This window comes from Trueperella sp. (assembly GCF_043424875.1).
GTDB lineage: Bacteria > Actinomycetota > Actinomycetes > Actinomycetales > Actinomycetaceae > Trueperella.
This window is the reverse complement of record NZ_JBHWPL010000093.1, coordinates 1-20,768: the sequence shown is the minus strand read 5'-3', so window position 1 is coordinate 20,768 and position 20,768 is coordinate 1. Positions and strand designations below refer to the sequence as shown.

The following is a 20,768-nucleotide window of genomic DNA, read 5'->3' as shown; positions in this document are numbered from 1 at the left end:
GGCGGTTGCCTTCGCCGGATCGTATACGATGTGACGAGCGCCTTACTTTTACCTTTCTAATTCTTTGGAACGAACACAAATCCTCATGTAGAGTGAACGCAGTTAGGCTCAGGAAGCACCGGCGTTGGACGTACTGAGCGATGCACAAGTTGGGGTGTAAACGACCAGTGAATTTCTACGCGCTTGCTTCGTTGCCCATCTTCCACGCAGGAGATGGTGAGGGCTTCATTCCACCGACGCTGGAACACGAATTTGATCCACCGGCGCTCTTTTTTGCTGGAACTCCCTTCGAGATGAACCGAATTATCCTGATTCGTCTCATTGCAGCAGTCATCCTCGCGCTCATTCTTGTGTGGTACGCGAAGCGTAAGCAGCTCGTTCCCAACCGCCGCCAGGCCGCAGTTGAAGCACTGCTCGACTTCCCTCGCGTGCAGATTGGCCACGAGATTATTGGCAAGGATCAGGCCGAGAAGTATCAGCCCATGCTGATGACTATCTTCTTAGGCATCCTGTTCATGAACCTCACCGGCGTGGTGCCCGGCCTGCAGATTGCTGGAACGTCGCTGATCGGCATGCCGCTGATCTACGCGTTGTTCGCCTACTTCGGCTTTATCTTTGCAGGCATCCGTGAAAAGGGCGCTGGCCGGTTCTTCAAGGATTCGCTCATGCCGGCAGGTGTGCCGTGGCCGATCTACTTCATCTTGACGCCGATCGAGTTCCTCTCGAACTTCGTCATCCGCCCGCTCACGCTCACCGTCCGTCTTTTGATGAACATGGTGGCGGGCCACCTGATCCTCGTGCTGTTCTTCCTCGGAACGCACTTCCTCTATTTCCAGCTATCCGGCGTGGTCGGTATTGCAACGGGAACGCTCACCATCATCGGTGGAGTTGCCTTCCTCGTCTTCGAACTTTTCGTCGGAGCGCTCCAGGCGTACATCTTCGCCATGCTCTCCGCGATTTACATTTCTCTGTCCATCTCCAAGGAACACTAATAACAAAGGAAAGAACACATGATCGGTAACATCGCCACAATTGGCTATGGCATCGCAACGCTTGGTCCTGGTATCGCCATCGGCCTGATCGGTGCGAAGAACCAGGAAGCAACCGCTCGTCAGCCAGAAGTTTCCGGATTCCTCCGCGTCAACATGCTGATCGCCATGGCGTTCGCTGAGGCACTCGGCCTGATTGGATTCGGTGCCGGCATCGTCTTCGGTTCGTAACAATGACTGAGACGACTCTCGCGTGGGACGTTGACTACCACCTCCTTGTCCCGGCACTCCCGGATCTCATCTGGGGTACTCTCGCCTTCCTTATCGTCGCGACGGCGGTCTACAAGTTTGCGTGGCCGTCGTTTAGAAGCATGCTCGACGAGCGTGCCCAAAAGATCGACGAGGGACTGCGGGCAGCCGAGGAAGCACGTGCAGAGATCGCTGACCAGAGGGCGCAGATCCAGGACGAGATCAGGGAGGCTCAGCGCGAAGCGACTGGCATCCGTGAGCTCGCTCAGGAAAATGCGCAGGCAATCGTCGCAGAGGCACAAAACCGCGCCAACAGCGAAGCTGACAACATCCTGACCAAGGCTCAGCGCCGCATCGATGCCGACGCCGAATCGGCCATGCGCACCCTTGAAGGCGACGTCGGCGTGCTCGCAACCGAGCTTGCTGGCCGCATCGTTGGCGAGGCAATCCAAGATGAAGGGCTCGCGCATCGCGTGATTGACCGCTTCCTCGACGACCTCGCAGCGACGACCCCCGAGTACGCCAAGGAGGCGGAGGCCTAAAATGCGTTCTGGTAGCCGCACAGCCTTGGAGCGTGCACGCGATCGGTGGGATGGCCTGTTGGCCAACCGGCCGGGCGAGGAGCTGAATCTGGGTCTCCAGATTTTCTCCGTCGTCGACATCCTCAAGAAGTCCCACGCGCTGTCAAACGCGCTGGAAGATGACACGCGCCTCGAGGATGAACGTGCACAGCTAGCTCAGGCAGTTCTGGGCGGCCGAGTCTCTGACGAGGTCACCGAGCTGACCATGGGCTTGGCTCGCGACAGCTGGTCCGAAGTTGGGGATCTGGCCATTGCATTGGAAAGCCTTGGCATTCACGCCATTCTTTACGGTGCGCGCCGGGAGGATCTGCTCGGGGAAACCGAAGAGCAGCTCTACCACTCCTCACGAGTCCTCGTGGACGAGCGTGATCTGCGCCTGGCATTCAACTCGGTGACCCAATCGGTCGAGAACCGGATGAACCTCGTAAACGAGGTCTTTACCGGAGCGAATCCCTACACCATTGCACTGCTGCGCCGCGCAGTTGCGGTCGAAGAGCACTCCATTGCGACTCTTCTTCGCCGCTACATTACGGATGCAGCCGACATGGGCGACCACCTGGTTGCCGCCGTTACCAGTGCGCTACCACTGACGCGCGAACAGGAAGAGCGGCTCACCGCCATTCTGTCCGCAAAGTACAACTCTGATGTGCAGGTCCACGTATCGATCGATACGGCCGTCATGGGCGGTTTGCGGATCCACATCAAAGACGACGTAATTGATGGCACCATCGCCAGCCGGCTCAACGGCGTGCGCGTTGCCTTTAGGAATTAACGGCGGCGAGAGCCGCTATCGAGCGAAGGAAGATTAATGGCTGAACTGATCAATCCGGAGGAGATCCGGGCTGCGCTGGACAGCTTTGTGAGTTCATATGAACCCGCGAAGGCGGCCAGCGAGGAGGTTGGCCACGTAACCCTCACAGCAGACGGCATTGCCCGAGTCGACGGACTGCCGGGCGCGATGGCAAATGAGCTGTTGGAGTTTGAGGATGGCACTCAGGGGCTCGCAATGAACCTCGAAGAGCGCGAAATTGGCGTGGTTGTCCTCGGCGACTTCTCCCATATCCAAGAAGGTATGGAGGTGCGCCGAACAGGGGAAGTTCTTTCCGTTCCGATTGGCGACGGCTACCTTGGTCGCACTGTTGATCCGCTTGGCCAGCCAATCGATGGCCTCGGCGACATCCATGATCTGGAAGGTCGCCGTGCACTCGAGCTGCAGGCCCCCGGCGTCATGATGCGTAAGTCGGTGCACGAGCCGCTGCAGACCGGCATTAAGGCAATCGACGCCATGATCCCGATCGGCCGCGGCCAGCGCCAGCTCATCATTGGCGACCGCAAGACCGGTAAGACCGCGCTTGCGATCGACGCCGTGCTCAACCAGAAGGACAACTGGGAGTCGGGCGATCCGAACAAGCAGGTGCGCTGCATTTACGTCGCAGTTGGCCAAAAGGGTTCGACCATCGCATCCGTTCGCGCAACGCTCGAGCGCAACGGTGCCCTGGAATACACCACGATCGTCGCCGCTCCGGCGTCCGACTCGGCCGGCTTCAAGTACCTCGCGCCCTACACCGGCTCGGCCATCGGCCAGCACTGGATGTACCAGGGCAAGCACGTCCTCATCATTTTCGACGACCTATCGAAACAGGCCGAAGCCTACCGATCCGTCTCGCTCCTGCTGCGCCGCCCGCCGGGCCGTGAAGCATACCCGGGCGACGTCTTCTACCTCCACAGCCGCCTCCTCGAGCGCTGCGCCAAGCTCTCGGACGAGTACGGTGCAGGCTCGATGACCGGCCTGCCGCTCATCGAGACGAAGGCGAACGACGTGTCGGCATACATTCCGACCAACGTCATCTCGATTACCGACGGCCAGATCTTCCTGCAGTCGGACCTGTTTAACTCGAACCAGCGCCCGGCAGTCGACGTGGGTATTTCGGTTTCGCGAGTCGGCGGTGACGCGCAGATCAAGGCCATGAAGAAGGTCTCGGGCACCCTGAAGATCACGCTTGCTCAGTACCGATCCCAGGCGGCCTTCGCGATGTTCGCATCCGATCTCGATGCCACGACGCGCCGTCAGCTCACCCGCGGTGAGCGCCTCATGGAGCTCCTCAAGCAGCCGCAGTACACCCCGTACCCGGTTGAAGAGCAGGTCGTGTCCGTGTGGGCAGGTACGAACGGCTACCTCGATACGATCGAGGTAGCCGACGTCGCCAAGTTTGAGCGCGGCTACATCGACTACCTCAAGCACAACACCGACATCCTGAACACGATCGTGGAAACCGGCAATCTTGACGGCGACACGGAAGAGTCCCTCAAGGAAGCGACCGAGAAGTTCCTCGATTCGTTCACGTCCGCCTACGAAACTCAGGATCTGCCGACCGACGAGGTTGAGCCTGCAGAGCAGACGCAGGAGACGCTCGTTAGGGCGAAGAGGAGCTAGTAATGGCCGGCGAACAGCGTATATACAAGCAGAAGATCAGGGCGACTCAGACGCTCGAAAAGGTCTTCTCCGCGATGGAGCTCATTGCAGCTTCTCGCGTTGGCCGCGCGCGCGAACGTGCGCTTGGCCAAGATCCCTATACGCGCGCTCTGACCCATTCGATCGCCACCGTGGCAGCTCACGCCGACGAGGATCATCCGCTCCTCAACGAGCGCACGGACACCAACAAGGTGATCCTGCTGATCGTCACGTCAGACCGCGGCATGGCAGGTGCCTACTCGGCCTCGGTGCTTCGCGAGGCAGACCGCCTGCGCCAGGAGCTCGAAGAGCAGGGTAAGGAACCGCTGCTCTACGTGTTCGGCCGCCGCGGCGTCTCGCACTACAAGTTCCGCGGCGTTGAACTGGCCAACAGCTGGACTGGCGAATCGGATAATCCGAAGAGCGACACGGCACACGAGATCGCGAGCGAGTTCCTCGACCTGTTCCTCGCAGACGCCGAACACGGGGGAGTCAGCGAACTCCACGTCGTGTATACCCGCTTCGAAAACATGATCACACAGACGGTCGAAGTGCGGCGCATGCTGCCGCTCGTCGTCGTCGATCAGGACGAAGCCGCCATGCAGGAAGAGGCGCCGATTTACGAATTCGAGCCCTCGCCCCACGAGCTGTTCGACGCGCTGTTGCCCATGTACGTGGACCAGCGAATCTACTCGGTCCTCCTCATGGCCGCAGCCTCCGAGCTCGCCTCGCGTCAGCAGGCAATGCACGCCGCAAGCGAGAACGCTCAAGAACTCATTGAGGATTACACCCGCTTGGCGAACAATGCCCGCCAGGCCGAAATCACGACAGAAATTACCGAAATCATCTCCGGCGCGGATAGCCTCGGAAAGTAACCGAACAAGGACATAACAATGACAGTTGAGACGTCAGAGAAGCTGGCAACTGGCCGCATCATCCAGGTGGTTGGCGCAGTTGTGGACGTTGAGTTCCCACCGGACGCACTTCCGGAGATCAACTTTGCGCTTGAAACTGAGGTTACGCTCCCCACTGGTGATAAGGACGGCGAGCCACTGGCCTCCAAGATGACCCTCGAGGTCGCCCAGCACCTTGGTGAGAACATCGTGCGCACCATTGCGATGAAGCCCACCGACGGCCTCGTGCGCGGCGCCAAGGTCACCAACACCGGCGCCCCGATCTCAGTGCCGGTCGGCAACGTCACCCTCGGTAAGGTGTTCAACGTCGTCGGCGAGCCGCTCAACCTGCCCGAGGGCGAGACCCTCGAGGTCGAGGAGCGCTGGCCCATCCACCGCCAGGCGCCGAGCTTCGATCAGCTCGAGCCCGAGACCCGCATGTTCGAGACCGGCATCAAGGTCATCGACCTCCTGACCCCCTACGTGCAGGGCGGCAAGATCGGTCTGTTCGGCGGCGCGGGCGTTGGCAAGACCGTTCTTATTCAAGAAATGATCCAGCGCGTGGCTCAGGACCACGGCGGCGTGTCCGTGTTCGCCGGCGTCGGCGAGCGCACCCGCGAGGGCAACGACCTCATCTTCGAAATGGAAGACGCTGGTGTTCTCGACAAGACGGCTCTCGTCTTCGGCCAGATGGATGAGCCGCCGGGCGTCCGCCTTCGCATCGCGCTGTCCGGTCTGACGATGGCGGAGTACTTCCGCGACGTTCAGAACCAGGACGTGCTGCTGTTCATCGACAACATCTTCCGCTTCACGCAGGCGGGCTCCGAGGTCTCCACGCTGCTTGGCCGCATGCCGTCCGCAGTGGGCTACCAGCCCACGCTTGCCGACGAGATGGGCGCCCTGCAGGAGCGCATTACCTCCACGCGCGGTCACTCGATCACCTCGCTGCAGGCCATCTACGTGCCAGCCGACGATTACACCGATCCGGCCCCGGCAACGACCTTCGCCCACTTGGACGCGACGACGGAGCTCTCGCGTGACATCGCATCGCGCGGCCTGTACCCGGCTGTGGATCCGCTCGCGTCGTCGTCGCGAATCCTCGACGCCCAGTACGTTGGCCAGGCGCACTACGAGGTGGCCACCCGCGTCAAGCAGATCCTGCAGAAGAACAAGGAACTTCAGGACATCATCTCGATTCTCGGTGTGGACGAGCTGTCGGAAGAGGACAAGATCACCGTTGCGCGCGCACGCCGCATGGAGCAGTACCTCTCGCAGAACACCTACACGGCCGTGAAGTTCACGGGCGTCGAGGGCTCGACTGTTCCGATCGACGAGACTGTTGAGGCGTTCCGCCGCATTGCAGACGGCGAGTACGACCACATTCCGGAGCAGGCCTTCTTCAACATCGGCGGCATCGACGACATCGAGCGGGCATGGCAGAAGATTCAGGCCGAGTCATGAAGCTAGAGATCGTCGCGCGCGCCGGAAGCCTCTTCGAAGGAGAGGTCTCCGACGTCGTCGTGCCTGCTTTCCACGGAGAGATGGGTATCCTGCCCAGGCGAGCGCCGGTCATGGCGGTCGTCCGGCAGGGGGTCGTGCGCTTCACGGAAAATGGCGAGAAGAAGTCTGTGGAGGTGGGTGACGGTTTCCTGACCGTTGATCAGGACCACGTCACCGTCGTCGTCGAAAACTACGACGAGGACCGCGATCCGCAACATCCCTCGAACCCGGCTGCGAGTATTCAGGAATAGCCGTGAACTGGGACAACATCGCCTGGGGCGTTGCCGCGGTGCTCTTTGTTGTTCTGCTGTTCGGGGTCGTGTACCTGCTGCGCATCCGCTACCTGCTCAACCACCCCGGCTCGATTCAGGTTGCGCTGCGGCGCCAAGATGAACCGTGGCGCAATGGCATCGCAATGCTGAGCGACGACACTCTCGACCTGTACCCAACGCGCTCCCTGAGCTGGGGTCCGTCATGGCAGGCCGTCCGCGATGAGATGAAGTTTGAGCTGAAATCCGAGCGCGACGGCGTCCAGATCGTCACGCTGATTTTGCCCACCGAGCGGTGGGATATTGCCTCGAGCGGCGGGGAAATCTCCGCGCTCCTGTCATGGATCGACTCGGGCGCACCGGAAGCCGAACCGACCCTCGCCTGATGTGCCTCTGATAGGCTGATTCGCGCCTTCGGGCGACGTCGTGTGAAAGGATATCCGTGCGAATCGTTTATGCTACGTGCGCAGTCGACTATTCTGGCCGGCTTGACGCGCACCTTGAACCCGCCAAGCGCGCCCTGATGATCAAGGCGGACGGCGCGGTGCTCGTGCACGCCGATGGCGGGTCCTACAAGCCGCTGAACTGGATGTCCCCGCCGTGCACGATGACTGTGGACGAGCCGAGCGACGAGGAACGCGAGAGCGGCGTGAGCGAGGTCTGGCGCGTGGATCATGACAAGACTGACGACGCGCTCCTCATCCAGATTTACGAGATTCACGATGAGATGACGCTCGACCTCGGGCAAGAGCCCGGCCTGTTTAAGGACGGCGTGGAGGATCACCTCCAAAAGCTCCTGTCCGAGCAGACTGACATTCTGGGCAAGGACGTGCGGCTCATTCGCCGCGAGTACCCCACGGCGATCGGCCCGGTTGACCTGCTGGTTAAGGACGGATCGGGGCATATCGCGGTGGAGGTCAAGCGCCGCGGCGAGATCGACGGCGTGGAGCAGCTGACCCGCTACCTCACGTTGCTGGAGCGCGATTCGACGCTCCAACCCATCCGCGGTATTTTCGCGGCGCAGGAGATCCGCCCGCAGGCACGCGTGCTCGCGGAGGATCGCGGGATCGAATGCGTGGTGCTCGACTACGACGCCATGCGCGGCGTGGATAACCCCGAGGATCGGCTGTTCTAGTGGCCCGGCGCAGACGCGCCCACGGGCGCAAGCATTCGGGGGAGTACCAGCCCCTCGACGTGAGTCGGCTCATGAACTACACGAGCTACGAGACTGCCGATAACGGCATGGAGTTCAAGGTCCATCAGGTTCGCGCGGGTCGCAAAGAATACGTGTGTCCCGCGTGCCAGGGGCTGATCCTCGTGGGCGAAGCACACGTCGTCGCCTGGACGGAAGATTCCTGGTTCGGCGCCGAGGCTGGTCAACGGGCTCGCAGGCATTGGCACACGAGTTGCTGGAAGGCGAAAGGGCATCAAGCGACGGGGTGGTGATGGTAGCGTTAAACCATGATTGCTTACCGTAGAACTGGCCCTGAATCTGACCTTCCCCTCGTGCTTTTGCACGCGCTCCCGCTGGATTCGACCATGTGGGACTCGGTTCGCGCCGACCTGTCAGACATCGACGTCCTGACCTTCGACGCCCCTGGCTTTGGCGAGTCGCCTCGCGGCGAGGAGCTGAGCGACGGGGAACCGAATACCAAAACCTTCGTTGAGGCGATCAAGGCTCGCCTTGACGAGCTCGGCATCAAGATGATCGCGCTGGGTGGCCTGTCCATGGGCGGCTCCGTGGCAGCCGACTTCACCGCCGCCCACCCGGACATGGTGGCCGGACTCGCGCTGATGGATACGAACATCGATTCCGACGACGACGATCGCAAGGCTTTCCGCCGGGGCGTGGCCGAGCAGGCCGACCGCGGCGAAGGATACGAGGCCGTCAAGGATTGGACGACCACGATGGTCGGCACGGACACGCCCAAGGAGATTCGCGATTCACTCGATGAGCGTTTCAAGGCGCTGCCGAACGAGGGACTGGCATGGATCCAGCGCGCGATGGCGAACCGCGAGGATCGCTCCGGCTCGGTCTCGCTGGTGAAGGGCCCTGTCTATTTCATCCGCGGTACGGAGGATCCGACGGCCTCGCTCGAGTCATACATGAAGCTCGCGCTACGCACGGATCAGCCCCGCATCAAGGAGATCGAGGGCGTGGGACACTTCGCGGCCGATGAAAAGCCGCACGAATTAGCGAAGATCCTCAAGGACTTCTACGCTCACGCTGTGCGCTGGGAGGAGACCCGCCACTGATGGGCGGGCGCGGCCACGCGGCCGCGCCCAGGCGTGAGTTCCTACTCGGTCCGCTCTGGCATATCGGTTTGATCTGGCTCGTCGGCCTGCTCTGGCGTCTGCTTTGAGCCCGCCGATTCCACGATCTCATCAAGCACGATCGAGTGCTTGGATGAGGTCAGCATGGCGCGCATATCCTCGAGATAGGACTGGAGCGACTCGCGCTGTTCGCGCAGGGATTCCACGTGCTCGTCGGCGGACTTGCGGGCGTCGCCCGCTTCCTGATCCGCCTCGCCCCGAATCCGCGCGGCCTCCTCGCGTGCCTCTTGAAGGATCGCTGCAGCCTCGTCGCGAGCTTCCTGCAGGATCGTCTGTGCATCCTCGTGTGAGGAGTTCGTGAGTTCCTCGGCTCGCTTGGTGGCCTCGACCATGCGGGCCTCGGCATCCTGCGCCTCGGATTCGGCGCTCTTGATCATCTCGTTGGCGCGGTCGCGAAGCTCGGCGTCGCGTTCGGCGAGCGTGCGAGCCGATTCTTCGGACTTGGTGGCGATCTCGTTGTCTGCCTCGGAGCGCATCCGCTGAACTTCTTGCTCAACTTCGGAGCGCAGCTTCGTCATCTCGGCCTCGACGGAGGCGCGCAGTTCGGCCGCCTCGTGCTCTGCCTGCGAGCGCAGGGACGTCGAATCGGACTCTGCCTGCGAACGCAGGCGCTTGGCCTCGCGCTCGGCAGAGGAAACCATTTCCTCGGAGGTCCGGCGAGTGGTTTCGGACAGGGCTGCCGCCTCGGACTGTGCTTCGGAACGCATCGTCGTGGCCTCCTTCTCGGCTCGGGCGAGGGTCTTTTGACTGTCGGACTCGGCCGAGGATCGCAGTTGGTCGGCCTTAGCCTGTGCGTCTGCGAGCAGTTTGGAGGCGTCCTTGCGGGCGCGCGTCATGAGGTCAAGGGCCTGTTCTTCCGTGGAGCGAAGAAGCCTTTCAACGCGGGTGCCGAGTCCGGAGTACGAGGGGCGCTCGTTTTCCTCAAGCGCCACCTGAGCCTCCGAGAGGTCAGCTGACAGCTGCAGGATCTGCGCGTCCAGACGCGAGACGTGGTCCCTCGTCTGGGCGAGGTTGGACTCGAGTTGTGCCACGCGCTCATCGACCTGCGCGCGATCATATCCGCGCATGACGATAGGGAATTGTTCGCTCACTTGTTCTCCTTGAGAAGTTCCGTCTTCCTTCAGCGTACTGCTCGGTGAGGTCGGTTCACTCACACTACGATGATCTTATTACCAAAACCCGGTAATGTTACACAATTGTTATGAATGCTCCGGCACCTGGGAGAAGGATTATAGGTATGAAACGGATTGGCGGACTATTTCTTGCCTTTCTGGGCGTCGCGCTTGCCACGTTTGGCATTGTGCGCGGCACCACGAACGAGGATTCGACGATCGTTGAGGTAACCATCCCAGCGGGCGAGGCGCAGATGATGTACACCGCGCCCGGCGTTCTCCACCTTGTTAATGACACGGTGGAGGTCTCGCTGACCGCCCCCGAGGGGGAGATCCACTGGGGCGTCGGCTCCACGCAGGACGTTGAAGACTTCATCGGGGACGCCGCGGCTGTGAAGGTGACCGGCCTGAGCGATTGGGATACGCCCACTTATGAGGAGCTTCCCGGAACTCCCGAAGGTGTGGACGCCGTCGCTACGCCCGGCGCCGATGGCGCATGGAACATCTCCCAGATGGATCAGTGGATTGAGTCCGGCACGGGAACGGGAACAGTCGAGTTCACTCTTGACCCGGATCAGTCGGTTCAGCAGTCACTTATTGTGTCGACGACGACGGCCCAAGCTCCAGACATGACGCTGACGTGGGATCGCTCTCTCGTGACGTCCAACCCGGTTCCGATCGTCGTGATCGGAGTTCTCTTGGCTCTCATTGGCGGCTTGCTGTTGATCAGCTCGCGTCAGGATGCCTCGGTCAATAAGAAGGACGCCGCGGAGCGCCGCGAACGTCAGGACGCCGACACCACCGTTTTGTCTCGCATCGGGGATTCTCGTGAGGAGGCCGCGCGGACGACGGGCGGCGCACTCGGGGCGGGCATCATGCCGGGCGCGAAGTCGGATATCCGCGAGCGCGAGCTTGAAGAATCCGACCGCCTGATTCTGCCCGAGCCAGAGGCTGACGCCGAGCAGGCCAACGCCGATCAGGCGTCTGAGCGCAACGTCGAGGATGCCATCGCGACGACGGGCGGAGCGCTCGGCGTGGGCATCCTCCCGGGTGCCAACACCGAGATTCGCGAACGCGACTTGGATGAGTCCGACCGCCTCGTCGTATCCGAAGCTGAACAACCTAAACCTGACCAGGACCACCAGGCCAACGCTGACCAGACTGAGGCCACGGACCCGGACGCAACGCACCCGGACGCAACGGACCCGGACGGCGTCGTTGATCCGGAGGATAAGGACTGGCGATCGCTGTGGAACTTCTCGTGGGGTTCCCCGTGGACGAAGGGAGATGACAACAATGCGTAAGTTTGCAGCTCTGACGATGAGCACGGCCCTGGCGCTGACGCTGAGCGCGTGTGCCTCGCAGGAGGACGTGCCGCAGCCGACGTCGGGAAATAACGAGCACGCGATTGTCTCCGATGAAAAGTACGCGGAGATCGCCACCGAAACCGAGGCGGGAATCGCGGCCGCCAACGAAAGCTTGGACCCGGCCGACCTCACTGGCCGAGTGAACGGTCCCGCGCGCACGTACCGGGCGGCGCAGCTTCAGCTCGAGTCGCTACTTGGTGACGCGTACGAGCTGGATCCGATGCTGGTTGCCACGGAAGGCTCGCCGGTCGTATCCGGAACCGCCTACCCGCGCACGATGATGACCACCGTGCCTCCGCGCGATGGAAAGAACCTCGCCACCCTGTCTGTGTGGAGCCAGAATGGGCCGCGCGGCAACTACCACCTGTGGGCGGATATCGAACTGTTCGGTACGTCGAACCTGCCCGAGATTGTCTCGCAGCTCAGTGACACCGCGGGCTTCCCCGAGGTGGACGCGGCCGATTACGCCGTGGACCCGGCCGAGGTGCTCGCGCAGTACGCCCGCTATAACGGCACGCGCGAGCAGCAGTCGATTCAGTTCTCCCCGGATGACCCGCTCTACACGCAGATCGCCGAGCAGCAGGATTCGTTCGTCGAGTCGCTGGGCGACCTCGGCACCGCCGCCACCGATTTCGCCGTGGGAGAGGGCGGGCTGCGCGGAGTGTCTACTGCCTCCGGCGGCCTCGTGGTTGTGGGCGAGATGACCTATCAGGTCCGAATCACCAAGACTAACGAGGACGCAACCTTGCGCATCGGCGGCCAGATCGGCGCGATTCATGAGCAAGAGGGCGATAACGCTATGCTCGAGATCGACCAGCAGGGGATCGCGAACTACGCGACCATCGTGGCCTTCTATGTGCCACCGGCTGGCGCGGATCCCGTGGTTGAGGTGATTGGCTCTTCCCAGCCCACCCTGATTAGTGTGGAGAGCGTGGCGGGCGACTAAACCGTCCAAGGAGGAACAATGTCGATCAACGGATCGCTTGGTGGCGCCTACGACCTGTCGGCGTTCCAGAAGCAAACCCCTACCAACGATGGCCTGGTTGGCGAAACCGGCGCGGACGGTGGCGGAGCCACGGTCGTACCCGGACCCTACGTCGTCGAACTGACCTCGAAGAATCTACAGGGCGCGATTACCACCTCGAGCAAGCTGCCCGTCATCGTGGCATTCCATTCGGCGCGCTCGGAGAACTCGGCGAAGCTCATCACCCAGCTCGAGCGGCTGGCCATCGCGAACCAGGGGCGCTTCCAGCTCGCGAAGGTCGATACTGACGAGAACGCGGATGTCGCGCAGGCCTTCGGGACCGACGCCGTCCCCTCGGCGGCCGCGCTGCTTCAGGGTCAGCCGGTGCCGCTATTCCAGGGGCTTCCCGACGAGGCGCAGCTGACGGAAACGATCGAGAAGATTTTGCAGGCGGGCGAGCAGTACGGCTTGAACGCGGTGCTCGACGGTGACGCCAACGCGACGCCGCCCGAGCCCGAGATTCCGCCGCTGCATAAGGAAGGCTTGGAGGCGCTCGAGAACGGCGACCTCGAGGCCGCCCACGCCGCCTACACGAAGGCGATCTCCCAGAATCCCGGCGACGACGAGGCGCAGACGGCGCTCCATCAGGTGGAGCTGCTCCAGCGCATCGCGAAGATCAACCCGGATGGCGATCCGGAGGCTCCGCAGAAGGTGTTGCTCGCGGCGCATGACGCTCCGATCACGGATCTGGAGGCGCAGCTGCGCGCGGCTGACGTCGAGTTTTCGTTCCAGCGCCCCGATGCGGCGTTCGCGCGACTCATCGACGTCGTTCGTGCAACCTCGGGTGATGACCGCGAGGCCGCCCGCCAGCGCTTGATCGCCTACTTTGACATCCTCGGGCCCTCGCAGGACATCGTGGTCGCGGCGCGCAAGGCGCTGACCAACGCCCTGTTTTAGAGCAACGTTCTAGGCGCGCGTTCGAGCGGCCTGCGCTCGCGGATCGCTCAGCCGCGCATGTACCACACGGCGGTATTTGGCGGGATGACGGCGTCGGTGCCGAGCTCGCGTGAGCACACGAGAACCTCGGCTCCCTCTGGGAGCTGAGCCCCGGTATCGAAGGTGAGGACCACGTGGACGTCGTCGCGCCCATCTAAGCGGGAGACGTAGTGCAGGTGGTCGCCGTGTTCGTCGACGTCATAGAGTGCGGCCCGCGCCATCTGCAGGCGGCGCCGCTCGGCAAAGAGGTGCCGGAAGGTGTGGAGGGTCGAGGACGCGTCGGTCTCCTGCTGGTCGGCTGCGAGTTTGCCGAACTCGTCGAGCTGGGGGAGCCAGGACTCGCCCGTCGCGGAGAAACCGTAGCTCGGCTCGTGTGCCGACCACGGCATGGGAACACGGCATCCATCGCGCCCGGCCTCGATCCCGCGCGTGCGGAAGAAGGCGGGATCCTCGCGCACGGCGTCGGGTAGTGCCATGTGCTCGGGCAGGCCAAGTTCCTCACCCTGATAGATGTAGGCCGAGCCCGGGAGGGCCGCTTGGAGGACGTGAGCCGCGATCGCGCGGTCGAAACCGAGCTGGACATCCGGCTGTTCGTCGTCGACTCTTATCCCGTTGGGACCCTTGCCGGTTTCACTCAACCCGAACCGGGAAACCGCGCGGACGACGTCGTGATTGGAGAGCACCCACGTGGTCGGCGCGCCGACGGAGTCCATCGCAGCGAGCGATTCGCGGATGGTGGTGCGGTAGGCGTCGACGTCGAAGGGCGCGACGAGGAAGTCGAAGTTGAACGCCTGGTGCATCTCATCGGAGCGCACGTACTTGGCCAAGTCCTCGATGTCATCCACCCACGCCTCGGCGACCATCGCGCGGTCCTCGCCGTACTCGTTGAGCACCTCGCGCCACTCGCGGAAGATGTCGTGCACTTCGGGGCGGTTCCACTGCGGGGGAGGCGGAATGTTCGCGGGGGCGTCGCCGCCGCCGGAGACCATGTCGTAATGGAACTGCCAATCGGGAATCTCGGGGTCCTTGGCTAGGCCGTGCGCCACGTCAACGCGGAAGCCATCAACGCCGCGATCGAGCCAGAAGCGCAAGATGTTGCGGAACTCCTCGTGGACCGTCGGGTGATCCCAGTTGAGGTCTGGCTGGGTGGAATCAAAGAGATGGAGATACCACTGCTGATCGTTCTCCCACGCCGAGCCCGGCGCATCGGGGCGGTCACACACGCGCGTCCAGGCCGCGCCGCCGAAGATGGACAGCCAGTCGTTTGGTGGGATGGCGCCACCGTCATTGCCGTCGCGGAACCAATAGAGATCACGCTCGGGAGCGGCCGGATCGGCGAGGGCGCGCTGGAACCATTCGTGCTGGTCGGAGGTGTGGTTTGGGACGAGATCCACGATGATCTTCAGGCCGTGCTCGTGGGCTGCGGTGATGAGCTCTTCGGCGTCCTCATTCGTACCGAACATCGGGTCAACCTGCCGGTAGTTCGTGACGTCGTAGCCCGCGTCCTTTTGCGGGGACAGATAGAACGGGGAGAGCCACACGGCGTCGACGCCGAGATCACGCAGGTAGCCAAGCTTGGAGATGATGCCCTGCAGATCACCGATCGGGCCAGCTGACGAGGCAAACGAGCGCGGGTAGATCTGGTAAATCACCGCCTCTCTCCACCAGTGGCTGGGTTCAGTCTCGGCGTGGAGCAGTACCGTCATTGTGTCCTTTTCTTAGTCGTCGTCGTGTTCGGTGGGCGGTTAGTTGGGTGCGTACACGTGCGACGCCGTCAGGTGCGCCTGACCGCTGTCGACTCGCGAACGATGAGCTCGGGCTCGAAACGCATCTTGCCAACGTGGGCGGGCTCTCCCTGAATCATCGCAAGTAGTGTGGTCACCGCGGCCTCGGACATGTTCTTGACCGGCTGGCGCAAGGTGGTTAGCGGCGGATCCGCGAAGCCCGTGAAAGGCGAATCGTCGAAGCCGACCACCGAGACGTCGTGGGGAACAGACAGCCCGGCCGCCTTGCAATGCCGGATCACGCCGAAGGCCATGATATCCGAGCCGCAGATGATCGCCGTACAGCCAGACGTGATGAGCTGCGCCGCGGCCGACTGGCCACCGTTGACGGTGTACAGAGTGTGGACGACGCGGGGCTTCTCGTTCGGCAGGATCTGCCGCATCGTCTCGATGTAGGCCTCGGTCTTGTCACGTGATGGAATGAAGCGCAGGGGACCGGAGGCGAAACCAATCTGGCGATGGCCGAGCGCGGCAAGATGGCGGATGGCTTGGCGGATTGCCGACGTGGCGTCCGTCGAGAAATCGGGATTCGACAGTGCCGGGTGGGCGCCGTTGATCGTGACGAACGGGATGTTACGTGCGGAGATGCGTTCGTAGCGTTCGATATTTGCCGTGGAATCCGCGTGCAGGCCGGATGCGAAGATGAAACCTGCGACCTGATGGTTGAGCATCGCGTCAACGTACGCGTCCTCGGTGGCGCCGCCTGCCATCTGCGTGCCGAGCAGGGGAGTGTAGCCCTGGAGCGTCATTGCCGAGGCGATCGCCTGGGTGAGATACGGGAAAATGGGGTTGGTCAACTCGGGGACGATCAAGCCGATGAGGCCGCCGTTGCGCTCGCGAAGACGCTCGGGGCGCTCGTAGCCGAGGAGATCGAGTGCGGCGATGACAGCCTGACGCGTTTCGGGGGCGACAGAATCTTTGCCATTGAGTACGCGCGAGACAGTCGCCGTAGAGACTCCGGCCTGAGCGGCGATGTCTGAGAGTCGAATTTGTCGAGCCATGGATCTCCTCCATGAATATAGGTCGTCATTGGCCTTTCTAAATCTTAAATGATTTACACCGGAATGTCGCCAAATTTGCATAACAGTGCGGGGCTCGTGCACGGCAATGATGGGTTTGTACCGGTAAATCGCGAAATGCCACCTCACGATTCTTGCAAGATGCGTGTAAGGCATTGCATAGCATTGCCGAAACCATATAATCGAAACTACGCGACCCCGCATGAGCATTGAAGCTTTATGAGATCTGAATTCTCGTGCGTGCCGCAATTTCTGAAAACATAGAGGAGAGAAAATGCGACGGAGCATTGCGCTTATTGCATCGGCAGGTCTGGCACTTACGTTGGCAGCCTGCTCGGATGAGGGCACCGAGACCACCTCGGGCGAAACCACCGCTGAGCAGACCGATGAAGGAACTACTGAGGATACCGGCGACGCACCTGCTGGCGGCGGCAACCTCGTGATCTGGACTGACGCGAACCGCGAGCCAGCCTTCCAGATTGCAGCAGACAACTACGAGGCCGACACCGGTAATACTGTCGAGCTCGTCGTCAAGGAAAACGACCAGATGCGTTCTGAGTTTGCTTCGCAGGCTGGCGCCGGAGAGGGCCCAGACATCGTCTTCGGCGCTCACGACTGGCTTGGCGAGTTCGTCACCAACGGCCTTGTTGCGCCGGTTGAGCTTGGCGACCGCGCGGGCGACTTCAACGAGCTTGCAGTCAACGCCTTCACCTACGAGGGAACCACCTACGGCGTTCCTTACGCAGTTGAGAACCTTGCAATTTTCCGCAACGCCGACCTCGTTGATGAGACCCCGGCAACCTTCGACGAGATGATCGCGATGGGCGAGACCGCAGGTGTTGAGTACCCGTTCATCATGCAGATTGGTGCAGATGGCGATCCGTACACGATGTTCCCGTTCGAGGCATCGTTCTCGGGCCCGGTCTTCGAGCTCGATGACGAGAACAACTACACCGCCAACCTCAACCTCGGTGGCGAAGAGGGTCTCGCGTTCGCGCAGTGGCTCTCCGACAACGGCGAGGCAGGCACCGGTGTTCTTGACACCAACGTCTCCTACGACATCGCAGTTGACGCATTCAAGAACGGCCAGTCCCCCTACATCCTGGGTGGCCCGTGGATGATTGGCGACTTCGAGGGCATGAACATTGCTGTTGACCCGATCCCGACCACCGGTGACAACCCGGCATCGCCGTTCCTTGGCGTTCAGGGCGGATTCATCAACGGTGGTTCGGCTCAGCAGCTCCTCGCAACCGACTTCCTCGTGAACTACGTCGGTTCCGAAGAAGTCCAGGACGAGCTGTACAACATCGGTCAGCGTCTTCCGGCTCTGACGGCGTCGGCTGAAACGGCCGAGCAGGATCCGCTCATGGCTGGCTTCGCCGCTGCTGGCGAAGATGCACTCCCGATGCCGGCGCTCCCCGAGATGGGTGCTGTCTGGGGCTTCTGGGGCAAGACCGAAGCACAGATCATCGCAGGCGATGCCGATCCGGCAGGCGTCTGGGAGAAGATGATCTCGGACATCGAAACCGAGATGGGTAACTAAACCATTGAGTAGCGTATGAGTGCCGGCCGGTCTTTTCACCGGCCGGCACTTATACAATAACAGCAGCACACAACTTGAGGAGGAACCATGTCGTCGATGACGGTTCAGTCCGAGGGGAGTAAGAAAAGGCAACGGCGCCGCCAAGAGAATCGCAAGAAGGATTCCCACGCGACGAGCTGGAGACCCGGCTTCGTTGTCAAACTCATTCTCATGGCATTGGTGAATGCCCTCGGAATCTATATTATCTTCACCGCGTTTGGCCAGGGTTCTTGGCTACTCGGCGGCCTCATGGTCGTTCTTTTACTTTTCATTGATTGGGTGTACTTCTCCAAGCGCACGCTCGCGCTGAAGTACCTGACGCCGGGACTCGTGTTCCTGCTGGTCTTCCAGGCGTTCACAATCGTGTACACGGGCTACATTGCCTTCACGAATTACGGCCACCAGCACACGCTGGATAAGCCGAAGGCCATCAACGCCCTTCTTCTCCAGAACAACTTTAAGCGAGTCGAGGGTTCGCCCCAGTACCCGCTCATGCTCGTCCAGAAGGACGGCGAACTTGGCTTTGCCGTGATCGCCGACGACGAGCTGCAGGTTGGCACTGCCGAGCAGCCGCTTGAGCCCGCCGACGGGGAGGTCGCAGACGGCCGCATCGTTTCTGTTGACGGCTGGGATTCGCTCACGGGAGCGGATATTACGGCTCGCCAGCAGGAGATCATCCAGCTACGAGTACCGCTCACAGACGATCCAGAGGACGGCTCGATCGGTACCCAAACGGGTACGACGGCATTCCAGTTCACGTCCTCGCTCACGTACGACGACGAGCGCGACGCCATGATCAATAACGATACTGGCGACATCTACTATGCCAACGACGAGACCGGCTTCTTTGAAACGGAAGAGGGCACAAATCTCGGAGTTGGCTGGCGCGTGAACGTCGGCTTCGACAACTTCGTGCAGGGCTTCTCCGATTCGCGCTATGCGCAGCCGTTCTTCAGCGTGCTGATCTGGAACGTCATCTTCGCCGCGATGTCGGTGCTGACGACGTTCATCCTCGGTATGGTCCTCGCGATGGTGATGAACGACGAGCGCATGAAGGGCCGCCGGATCTACCGAACAATCATGCTGTTGCCATACGCGTTCCCGTCATTCATGACGGCCTTCCTGTTCGCAGGTCTGATGAACGCGAGATACGGCTTCTTCAACGAAATGTTAGGGACAGCGATTCCGTGGCTCACAGATCCCACGATGGCGAAGGTCTCCGTGATCTTGGTGAACCTGTGGATGGGCTTCCCCTACATGTTCCTCATCGTCACGGGCGCACTGCAGTCCATTCCTGGTGACATCGTAGAAGCGGCGAAAATCGACGGTGCGTCCACCTTCCAGGTGTGGCGAAACGTCACGTTGCCGCAGCTCATGATTTCCCTGACGCCGCTGCTGATTTCGTCCTTCGCGTTCAACTTCAACAACTTCAACCTGATTTACATGTTGAACGGAGGTGGGCCGTCAATGGCGGACGCCTCGGTGCCAGTTGGACACACGGACATCCTGATTTCGATGGTCTACAAGATCGCTGGCCTGACGGGCGAAGCGCTACCGAACTACGGTCTCGCCGCCGCCATGTCGCTGGTCATCTTCCTCATCGTGGGCAGCGTCTCGCTGTACTCGTTCAGGAAGTCGAACGCGTTTGAAGGGTTGGGATCATGACACAGAAGCAAGTCGATGCGAACGTCAGCGTGGACCACACGGGCGTCATGGATGCAGGCGGAGTGGACGCTGGTCAGCTCAAGGTTCGCGAGAACAAGATGCCCTTTGGCCGCTGGTTCCGCGAGCTCGGGTTCCGGCACGTCGTCGGCGTCATTGCCGTCGTCTATGCAGCGTTCCCGATCGTCTACATCCTTTCGGCCGCGTTGAATCCCAACATCTCCACCACCCTGACCGGTGCAAACGAGATGTTCTCGGACGTCTCGGTGCAAAACTTCACCGAGCTGAACGACACGATGTTCTGGACGTGGCTGAAGAATACGCTGATCATCGGCGTCGTCACCGCGATCGGAACCGTTCTCATGGGCGCCGCTGCGGCATTCGCGTTCTCGCGTTACCGCTTCCAGGGCCGCAAGGTCACGCTCATGTCCCTCATGGTCATCCAGATGTTCCCGCAGCTGCTGACCTTCGTTGCAATCTTCCTCCTCCTGACCACGCTCGGTGACGTCATCCCGTGGCTCGGTATCGATTCGAAGATTGCTCTTATCAGCGTGTACTTGGGAGGCGCACTCGGTGCGAATACCTTCCTGATGTACGGCTTCTTCAACTCGATCCCGATCGAGTTGGATGAGGCAGCAAAGATTGATGGCGCGAGCCACGCCCAGGTCTACTGGGGAATCATCATGCCGCTGGTTATCCCGATTCTCGCAGTCGTTGGACTCTTGTCCTTCATTTCGGCATTCAACGACTTCATCCTGTCGAGGACTATCCTGACCAGCCAGCAGAACTGGACGCTGGCGGTCGGCATGAACCTCTGGGTTGGTGGAAACGACAAGCACTGGGACTGGTTCGCTGCCGGATCTGTGATCTCGGCGCTGCCGATTCTGTTGCTGTTCCTCTTCCTGCAGAAGTACATCGTCTCCGGTCTCACCGGAGGTGCTGTCAAGGGCTAAGGTTCGATCTTTCCTCGCCCTAGCCCACGGTTCCGCCTGGCGTACCGCCAGGCGGGACACGC

Annotated in this window: 21 protein-coding genes; 18 read left to right on the top strand and 3 right to left on the bottom strand. The window is 61.5% G+C overall.

Annotated elements, in window-relative coordinates:
- The first annotated feature begins 293 nt into the window (after positions 1–293).
- From atpB to ACHFFR_RS08030, 12 genes are read left to right on the top strand one after another with little or no spacing between them, the layout of a single operon-like run.
- Positions 294–992, top strand: coding sequence for a F0F1 ATP synthase subunit A (atpB, locus tag ACHFFR_RS08085; RefSeq protein ID WP_394263759.1), 699 nt, complete (start codon positions 294–296; stop codon positions 990–992).
- 18 nt (positions 993–1,010) lie between these two features.
- Positions 1,011–1,220 carry an ATP synthase F0 subunit C gene (gene atpE, locus ACHFFR_RS08080; RefSeq protein ID WP_394263758.1) on the top strand — a complete coding sequence of 70 codons (210 nt, stop codon included), beginning with the start codon at positions 1,011–1,013 and terminating at the stop codon, positions 1,218–1,220.
- Positions 1,221–1,222: 2 nt separating this feature from the next.
- A complete protein-coding gene (gene atpF, locus ACHFFR_RS08075; protein ID WP_394263757.1) occupies positions 1,223–1,780 on the top strand; it encodes a F0F1 ATP synthase subunit B in 558 nt (185 codons plus the stop codon).
- Position 1,781: 1 nt separating this feature from the next.
- Positions 1,782–2,591 carry a F0F1 ATP synthase subunit delta gene (locus tag ACHFFR_RS08070; RefSeq protein ID WP_394263756.1) on the top strand — a complete coding sequence of 270 codons (810 nt, stop codon included), beginning with the start codon at positions 1,782–1,784 and terminating at the stop codon, positions 2,589–2,591.
- A 36-nt stretch (positions 2,592–2,627) separates the two neighbouring features.
- Entirely contained in the window at positions 2,628–4,253 is a 1,626-nt protein-coding gene (gene atpA, locus ACHFFR_RS08065) for a F0F1 ATP synthase subunit alpha (protein WP_394263755.1), read from the top strand.
- Between the two features lie 2 nt (positions 4,254–4,255).
- The gene (locus tag ACHFFR_RS08060) at positions 4,256–5,146 is read left to right on the top strand and encodes a F0F1 ATP synthase subunit gamma (RefSeq protein WP_394263754.1); all 891 of its coding nucleotides are present in this window, start codon (positions 4,256–4,258) and stop codon (positions 5,144–5,146) included.
- An 18-nt stretch (positions 5,147–5,164) separates the two neighbouring features.
- Positions 5,165–6,625, top strand: coding sequence for a F0F1 ATP synthase subunit beta (gene atpD / locus ACHFFR_RS08055; RefSeq protein WP_394263753.1), 1,461 nt, complete (start codon positions 5,165–5,167; stop codon positions 6,623–6,625).
- A complete protein-coding gene (atpC, locus tag ACHFFR_RS08050) occupies positions 6,598–6,915 on the top strand; it encodes an ATP synthase F1 subunit epsilon (protein WP_394263752.1) in 318 nt (105 codons plus the stop codon). The genes atpD and atpC overlap by 28 nt, the downstream gene beginning before the upstream one ends.
- Before the next feature lie 2 nt (positions 6,916–6,917).
- Positions 6,918–7,319: a DUF2550 family protein gene (locus tag ACHFFR_RS08045; RefSeq protein ID WP_394263751.1), complete on the top strand. Its 402-nt coding sequence runs from the start codon at positions 6,918–6,920 to the stop codon at positions 7,317–7,319.
- Between the two features lie 56 nt (positions 7,320–7,375).
- Complete coding sequence (gene nucS, locus ACHFFR_RS08040; RefSeq protein ID WP_394263750.1) at positions 7,376–8,068, top strand: endonuclease NucS; 693 nt, start codon at positions 7,376–7,378, stop codon at positions 8,066–8,068.
- On the top strand, positions 8,068–8,379 hold the full coding sequence (locus ACHFFR_RS08035) for an ATP/GTP-binding protein (RefSeq protein WP_394263749.1): 312 nt from the start codon (positions 8,068–8,070) through the stop codon (positions 8,377–8,379). The genes nucS and ACHFFR_RS08035 overlap by 1 nt, the downstream gene beginning before the upstream one ends.
- Before the next feature lie 15 nt (positions 8,380–8,394).
- A complete protein-coding gene (locus ACHFFR_RS08030; RefSeq protein WP_394263748.1) occupies positions 8,395–9,189 on the top strand; it encodes an alpha/beta fold hydrolase in 795 nt (264 codons plus the stop codon).
- Positions 9,190–9,230: 41 nt separating this feature from the next.
- On the opposite strand, the gene ACHFFR_RS08025 is transcribed toward ACHFFR_RS08030, so the two are convergent.
- Positions 9,231–10,358 (bottom strand): cell division protein DivIVA, encoded by a 1,128-nt coding sequence (locus ACHFFR_RS08025; RefSeq protein WP_394263747.1) that lies wholly within the window; start codon positions 10,356–10,358, stop codon positions 9,231–9,233.
- Positions 10,359–10,504: 146 nt separating this feature from the next.
- Here ACHFFR_RS08025 and ACHFFR_RS08020 point away from each other — a divergent pair, with 146 nt between their 5' ends.
- Genes ACHFFR_RS08020 through ACHFFR_RS08010 form a run of 3 tightly spaced genes read left to right on the top strand, consistent with a single transcriptional unit; the run spans position 10,505 to position 13,667 of the window.
- Positions 10,505–11,683, top strand: coding sequence for a hypothetical protein (locus ACHFFR_RS08020; RefSeq protein ID WP_394263746.1), 1,179 nt, complete (start codon positions 10,505–10,507; stop codon positions 11,681–11,683).
- Entirely contained in the window at positions 11,676–12,692 is a 1,017-nt protein-coding gene (locus tag ACHFFR_RS08015) for a hypothetical protein (RefSeq protein WP_394263745.1), read from the top strand. Before ACHFFR_RS08020 ends, ACHFFR_RS08015 begins: the two co-directional genes overlap by 8 nt.
- Before the next feature lie 18 nt (positions 12,693–12,710).
- Complete coding sequence (locus ACHFFR_RS08010; RefSeq protein ID WP_394263744.1) at positions 12,711–13,667, top strand: co-chaperone YbbN; 957 nt, start codon at positions 12,711–12,713, stop codon at positions 13,665–13,667.
- 47 nt (positions 13,668–13,714) lie between these two features.
- Here ACHFFR_RS08010 and ACHFFR_RS08005 read toward each other — a convergent pair whose 3' ends face one another.
- Entirely contained in the window at positions 13,715–15,412 is a 1,698-nt protein-coding gene (locus tag ACHFFR_RS08005; protein ID WP_394263743.1) for a glycoside hydrolase family 13 protein, read from the bottom strand.
- Between the two features lie 68 nt (positions 15,413–15,480).
- Entirely contained in the window at positions 15,481–16,491 is a 1,011-nt protein-coding gene (locus ACHFFR_RS08000) for a LacI family DNA-binding transcriptional regulator (RefSeq protein ID WP_394263742.1), read from the bottom strand.
- Positions 16,492–16,783: 292 nt separating this feature from the next.
- Between ACHFFR_RS08000 and ACHFFR_RS07995 the strand changes: the two genes are divergently transcribed.
- The 3 genes from ACHFFR_RS07995 to ACHFFR_RS07985 all read left to right on the top strand — a co-directional run bounded on the left by ACHFFR_RS07995 (position 16,784) and on the right by ACHFFR_RS07985 (position 20,706).
- A complete protein-coding gene (locus ACHFFR_RS07995) occupies positions 16,784–18,052 on the top strand; it encodes an extracellular solute-binding protein (protein ID WP_394263741.1) in 1,269 nt (422 codons plus the stop codon).
- A gap of 87 nt (positions 18,053–18,139) precedes the next feature.
- Positions 18,140–19,756, top strand: coding sequence for an ABC transporter permease subunit (locus tag ACHFFR_RS07990; protein ID WP_394263740.1), 1,617 nt, complete (start codon positions 18,140–18,142; stop codon positions 19,754–19,756).
- A 47-nt stretch (positions 19,757–19,803) separates the two neighbouring features.
- On the top strand, positions 19,804–20,706 hold the full coding sequence (locus tag ACHFFR_RS07985) for a sugar ABC transporter permease (protein WP_394263779.1): 903 nt from the start codon (positions 19,804–19,806) through the stop codon (positions 20,704–20,706).
- The last annotated feature ends 62 nt before the right edge of the window (positions 20,707–20,768 follow it).

What these genes read in the sequence shown, in the direction of transcription:
- atpB (WP_394263759.1), top strand. Translation starts at nt 294, where the DNA reads ATGAACCGAATTATCCTGATTCGTCTCATTGCAGCAGTCATCCTCGCG.
- atpE (WP_394263758.1), top strand. Translation starts at nt 1,011, where the DNA reads ATGATCGGTAACATCGCCACAATTGGCTATGGCATCGCAACGCTTGGT.
- atpF (WP_394263757.1), top strand. Translation starts at nt 1,223, where the DNA reads ATGACTGAGACGACTCTCGCGTGGGACGTTGACTACCACCTCCTTGTC.
- ACHFFR_RS08070 (WP_394263756.1), top strand. Translation starts at nt 1,782, where the DNA reads ATGCGTTCTGGTAGCCGCACAGCCTTGGAGCGTGCACGCGATCGGTGG.
- atpA (WP_394263755.1), top strand. Translation starts at nt 2,628, where the DNA reads ATGGCTGAACTGATCAATCCGGAGGAGATCCGGGCTGCGCTGGACAGC.
- ACHFFR_RS08060 (WP_394263754.1), top strand. Translation starts at nt 4,256, where the DNA reads ATGGCCGGCGAACAGCGTATATACAAGCAGAAGATCAGGGCGACTCAG.
- atpD (WP_394263753.1), top strand. Translation starts at nt 5,165, where the DNA reads ATGACAGTTGAGACGTCAGAGAAGCTGGCAACTGGCCGCATCATCCAG.
- atpC (WP_394263752.1), top strand. Translation starts at nt 6,598, where the DNA reads ATGGCAGAAGATTCAGGCCGAGTCATGAAGCTAGAGATCGTCGCGCGC.
- ACHFFR_RS08030 (WP_394263748.1), top strand. Translation starts at nt 8,395, where the DNA reads ATGATTGCTTACCGTAGAACTGGCCCTGAATCTGACCTTCCCCTCGTG.
- ACHFFR_RS08020 (WP_394263746.1), top strand. Translation starts at nt 10,505, where the DNA reads ATGAAACGGATTGGCGGACTATTTCTTGCCTTTCTGGGCGTCGCGCTT.
- ACHFFR_RS08015 (WP_394263745.1), top strand. Translation starts at nt 11,676, where the DNA reads ATGCGTAAGTTTGCAGCTCTGACGATGAGCACGGCCCTGGCGCTGACG.
- ACHFFR_RS08010 (WP_394263744.1), top strand. Translation starts at nt 12,711, where the DNA reads ATGTCGATCAACGGATCGCTTGGTGGCGCCTACGACCTGTCGGCGTTC.
- ACHFFR_RS08005 (WP_394263743.1), bottom strand. Translation starts at nt 15,412, where the DNA reads ATGACGGTACTGCTCCACGCCGAGACTGAACCCAGCCACTGGTGGAGA.
- ACHFFR_RS08000 (WP_394263742.1), bottom strand. Translation starts at nt 16,491, where the DNA reads ATGGCTCGACAAATTCGACTCTCAGACATCGCCGCTCAGGCCGGAGTC.
- ACHFFR_RS07995 (WP_394263741.1), top strand. Translation starts at nt 16,784, where the DNA reads ATGCGACGGAGCATTGCGCTTATTGCATCGGCAGGTCTGGCACTTACG.
- ACHFFR_RS07990 (WP_394263740.1), top strand. Translation starts at nt 18,140, where the DNA reads ATGTCGTCGATGACGGTTCAGTCCGAGGGGAGTAAGAAAAGGCAACGG.
- ACHFFR_RS07985 (WP_394263779.1), top strand. Translation starts at nt 19,804, where the DNA reads ATGGATGCAGGCGGAGTGGACGCTGGTCAGCTCAAGGTTCGCGAGAAC.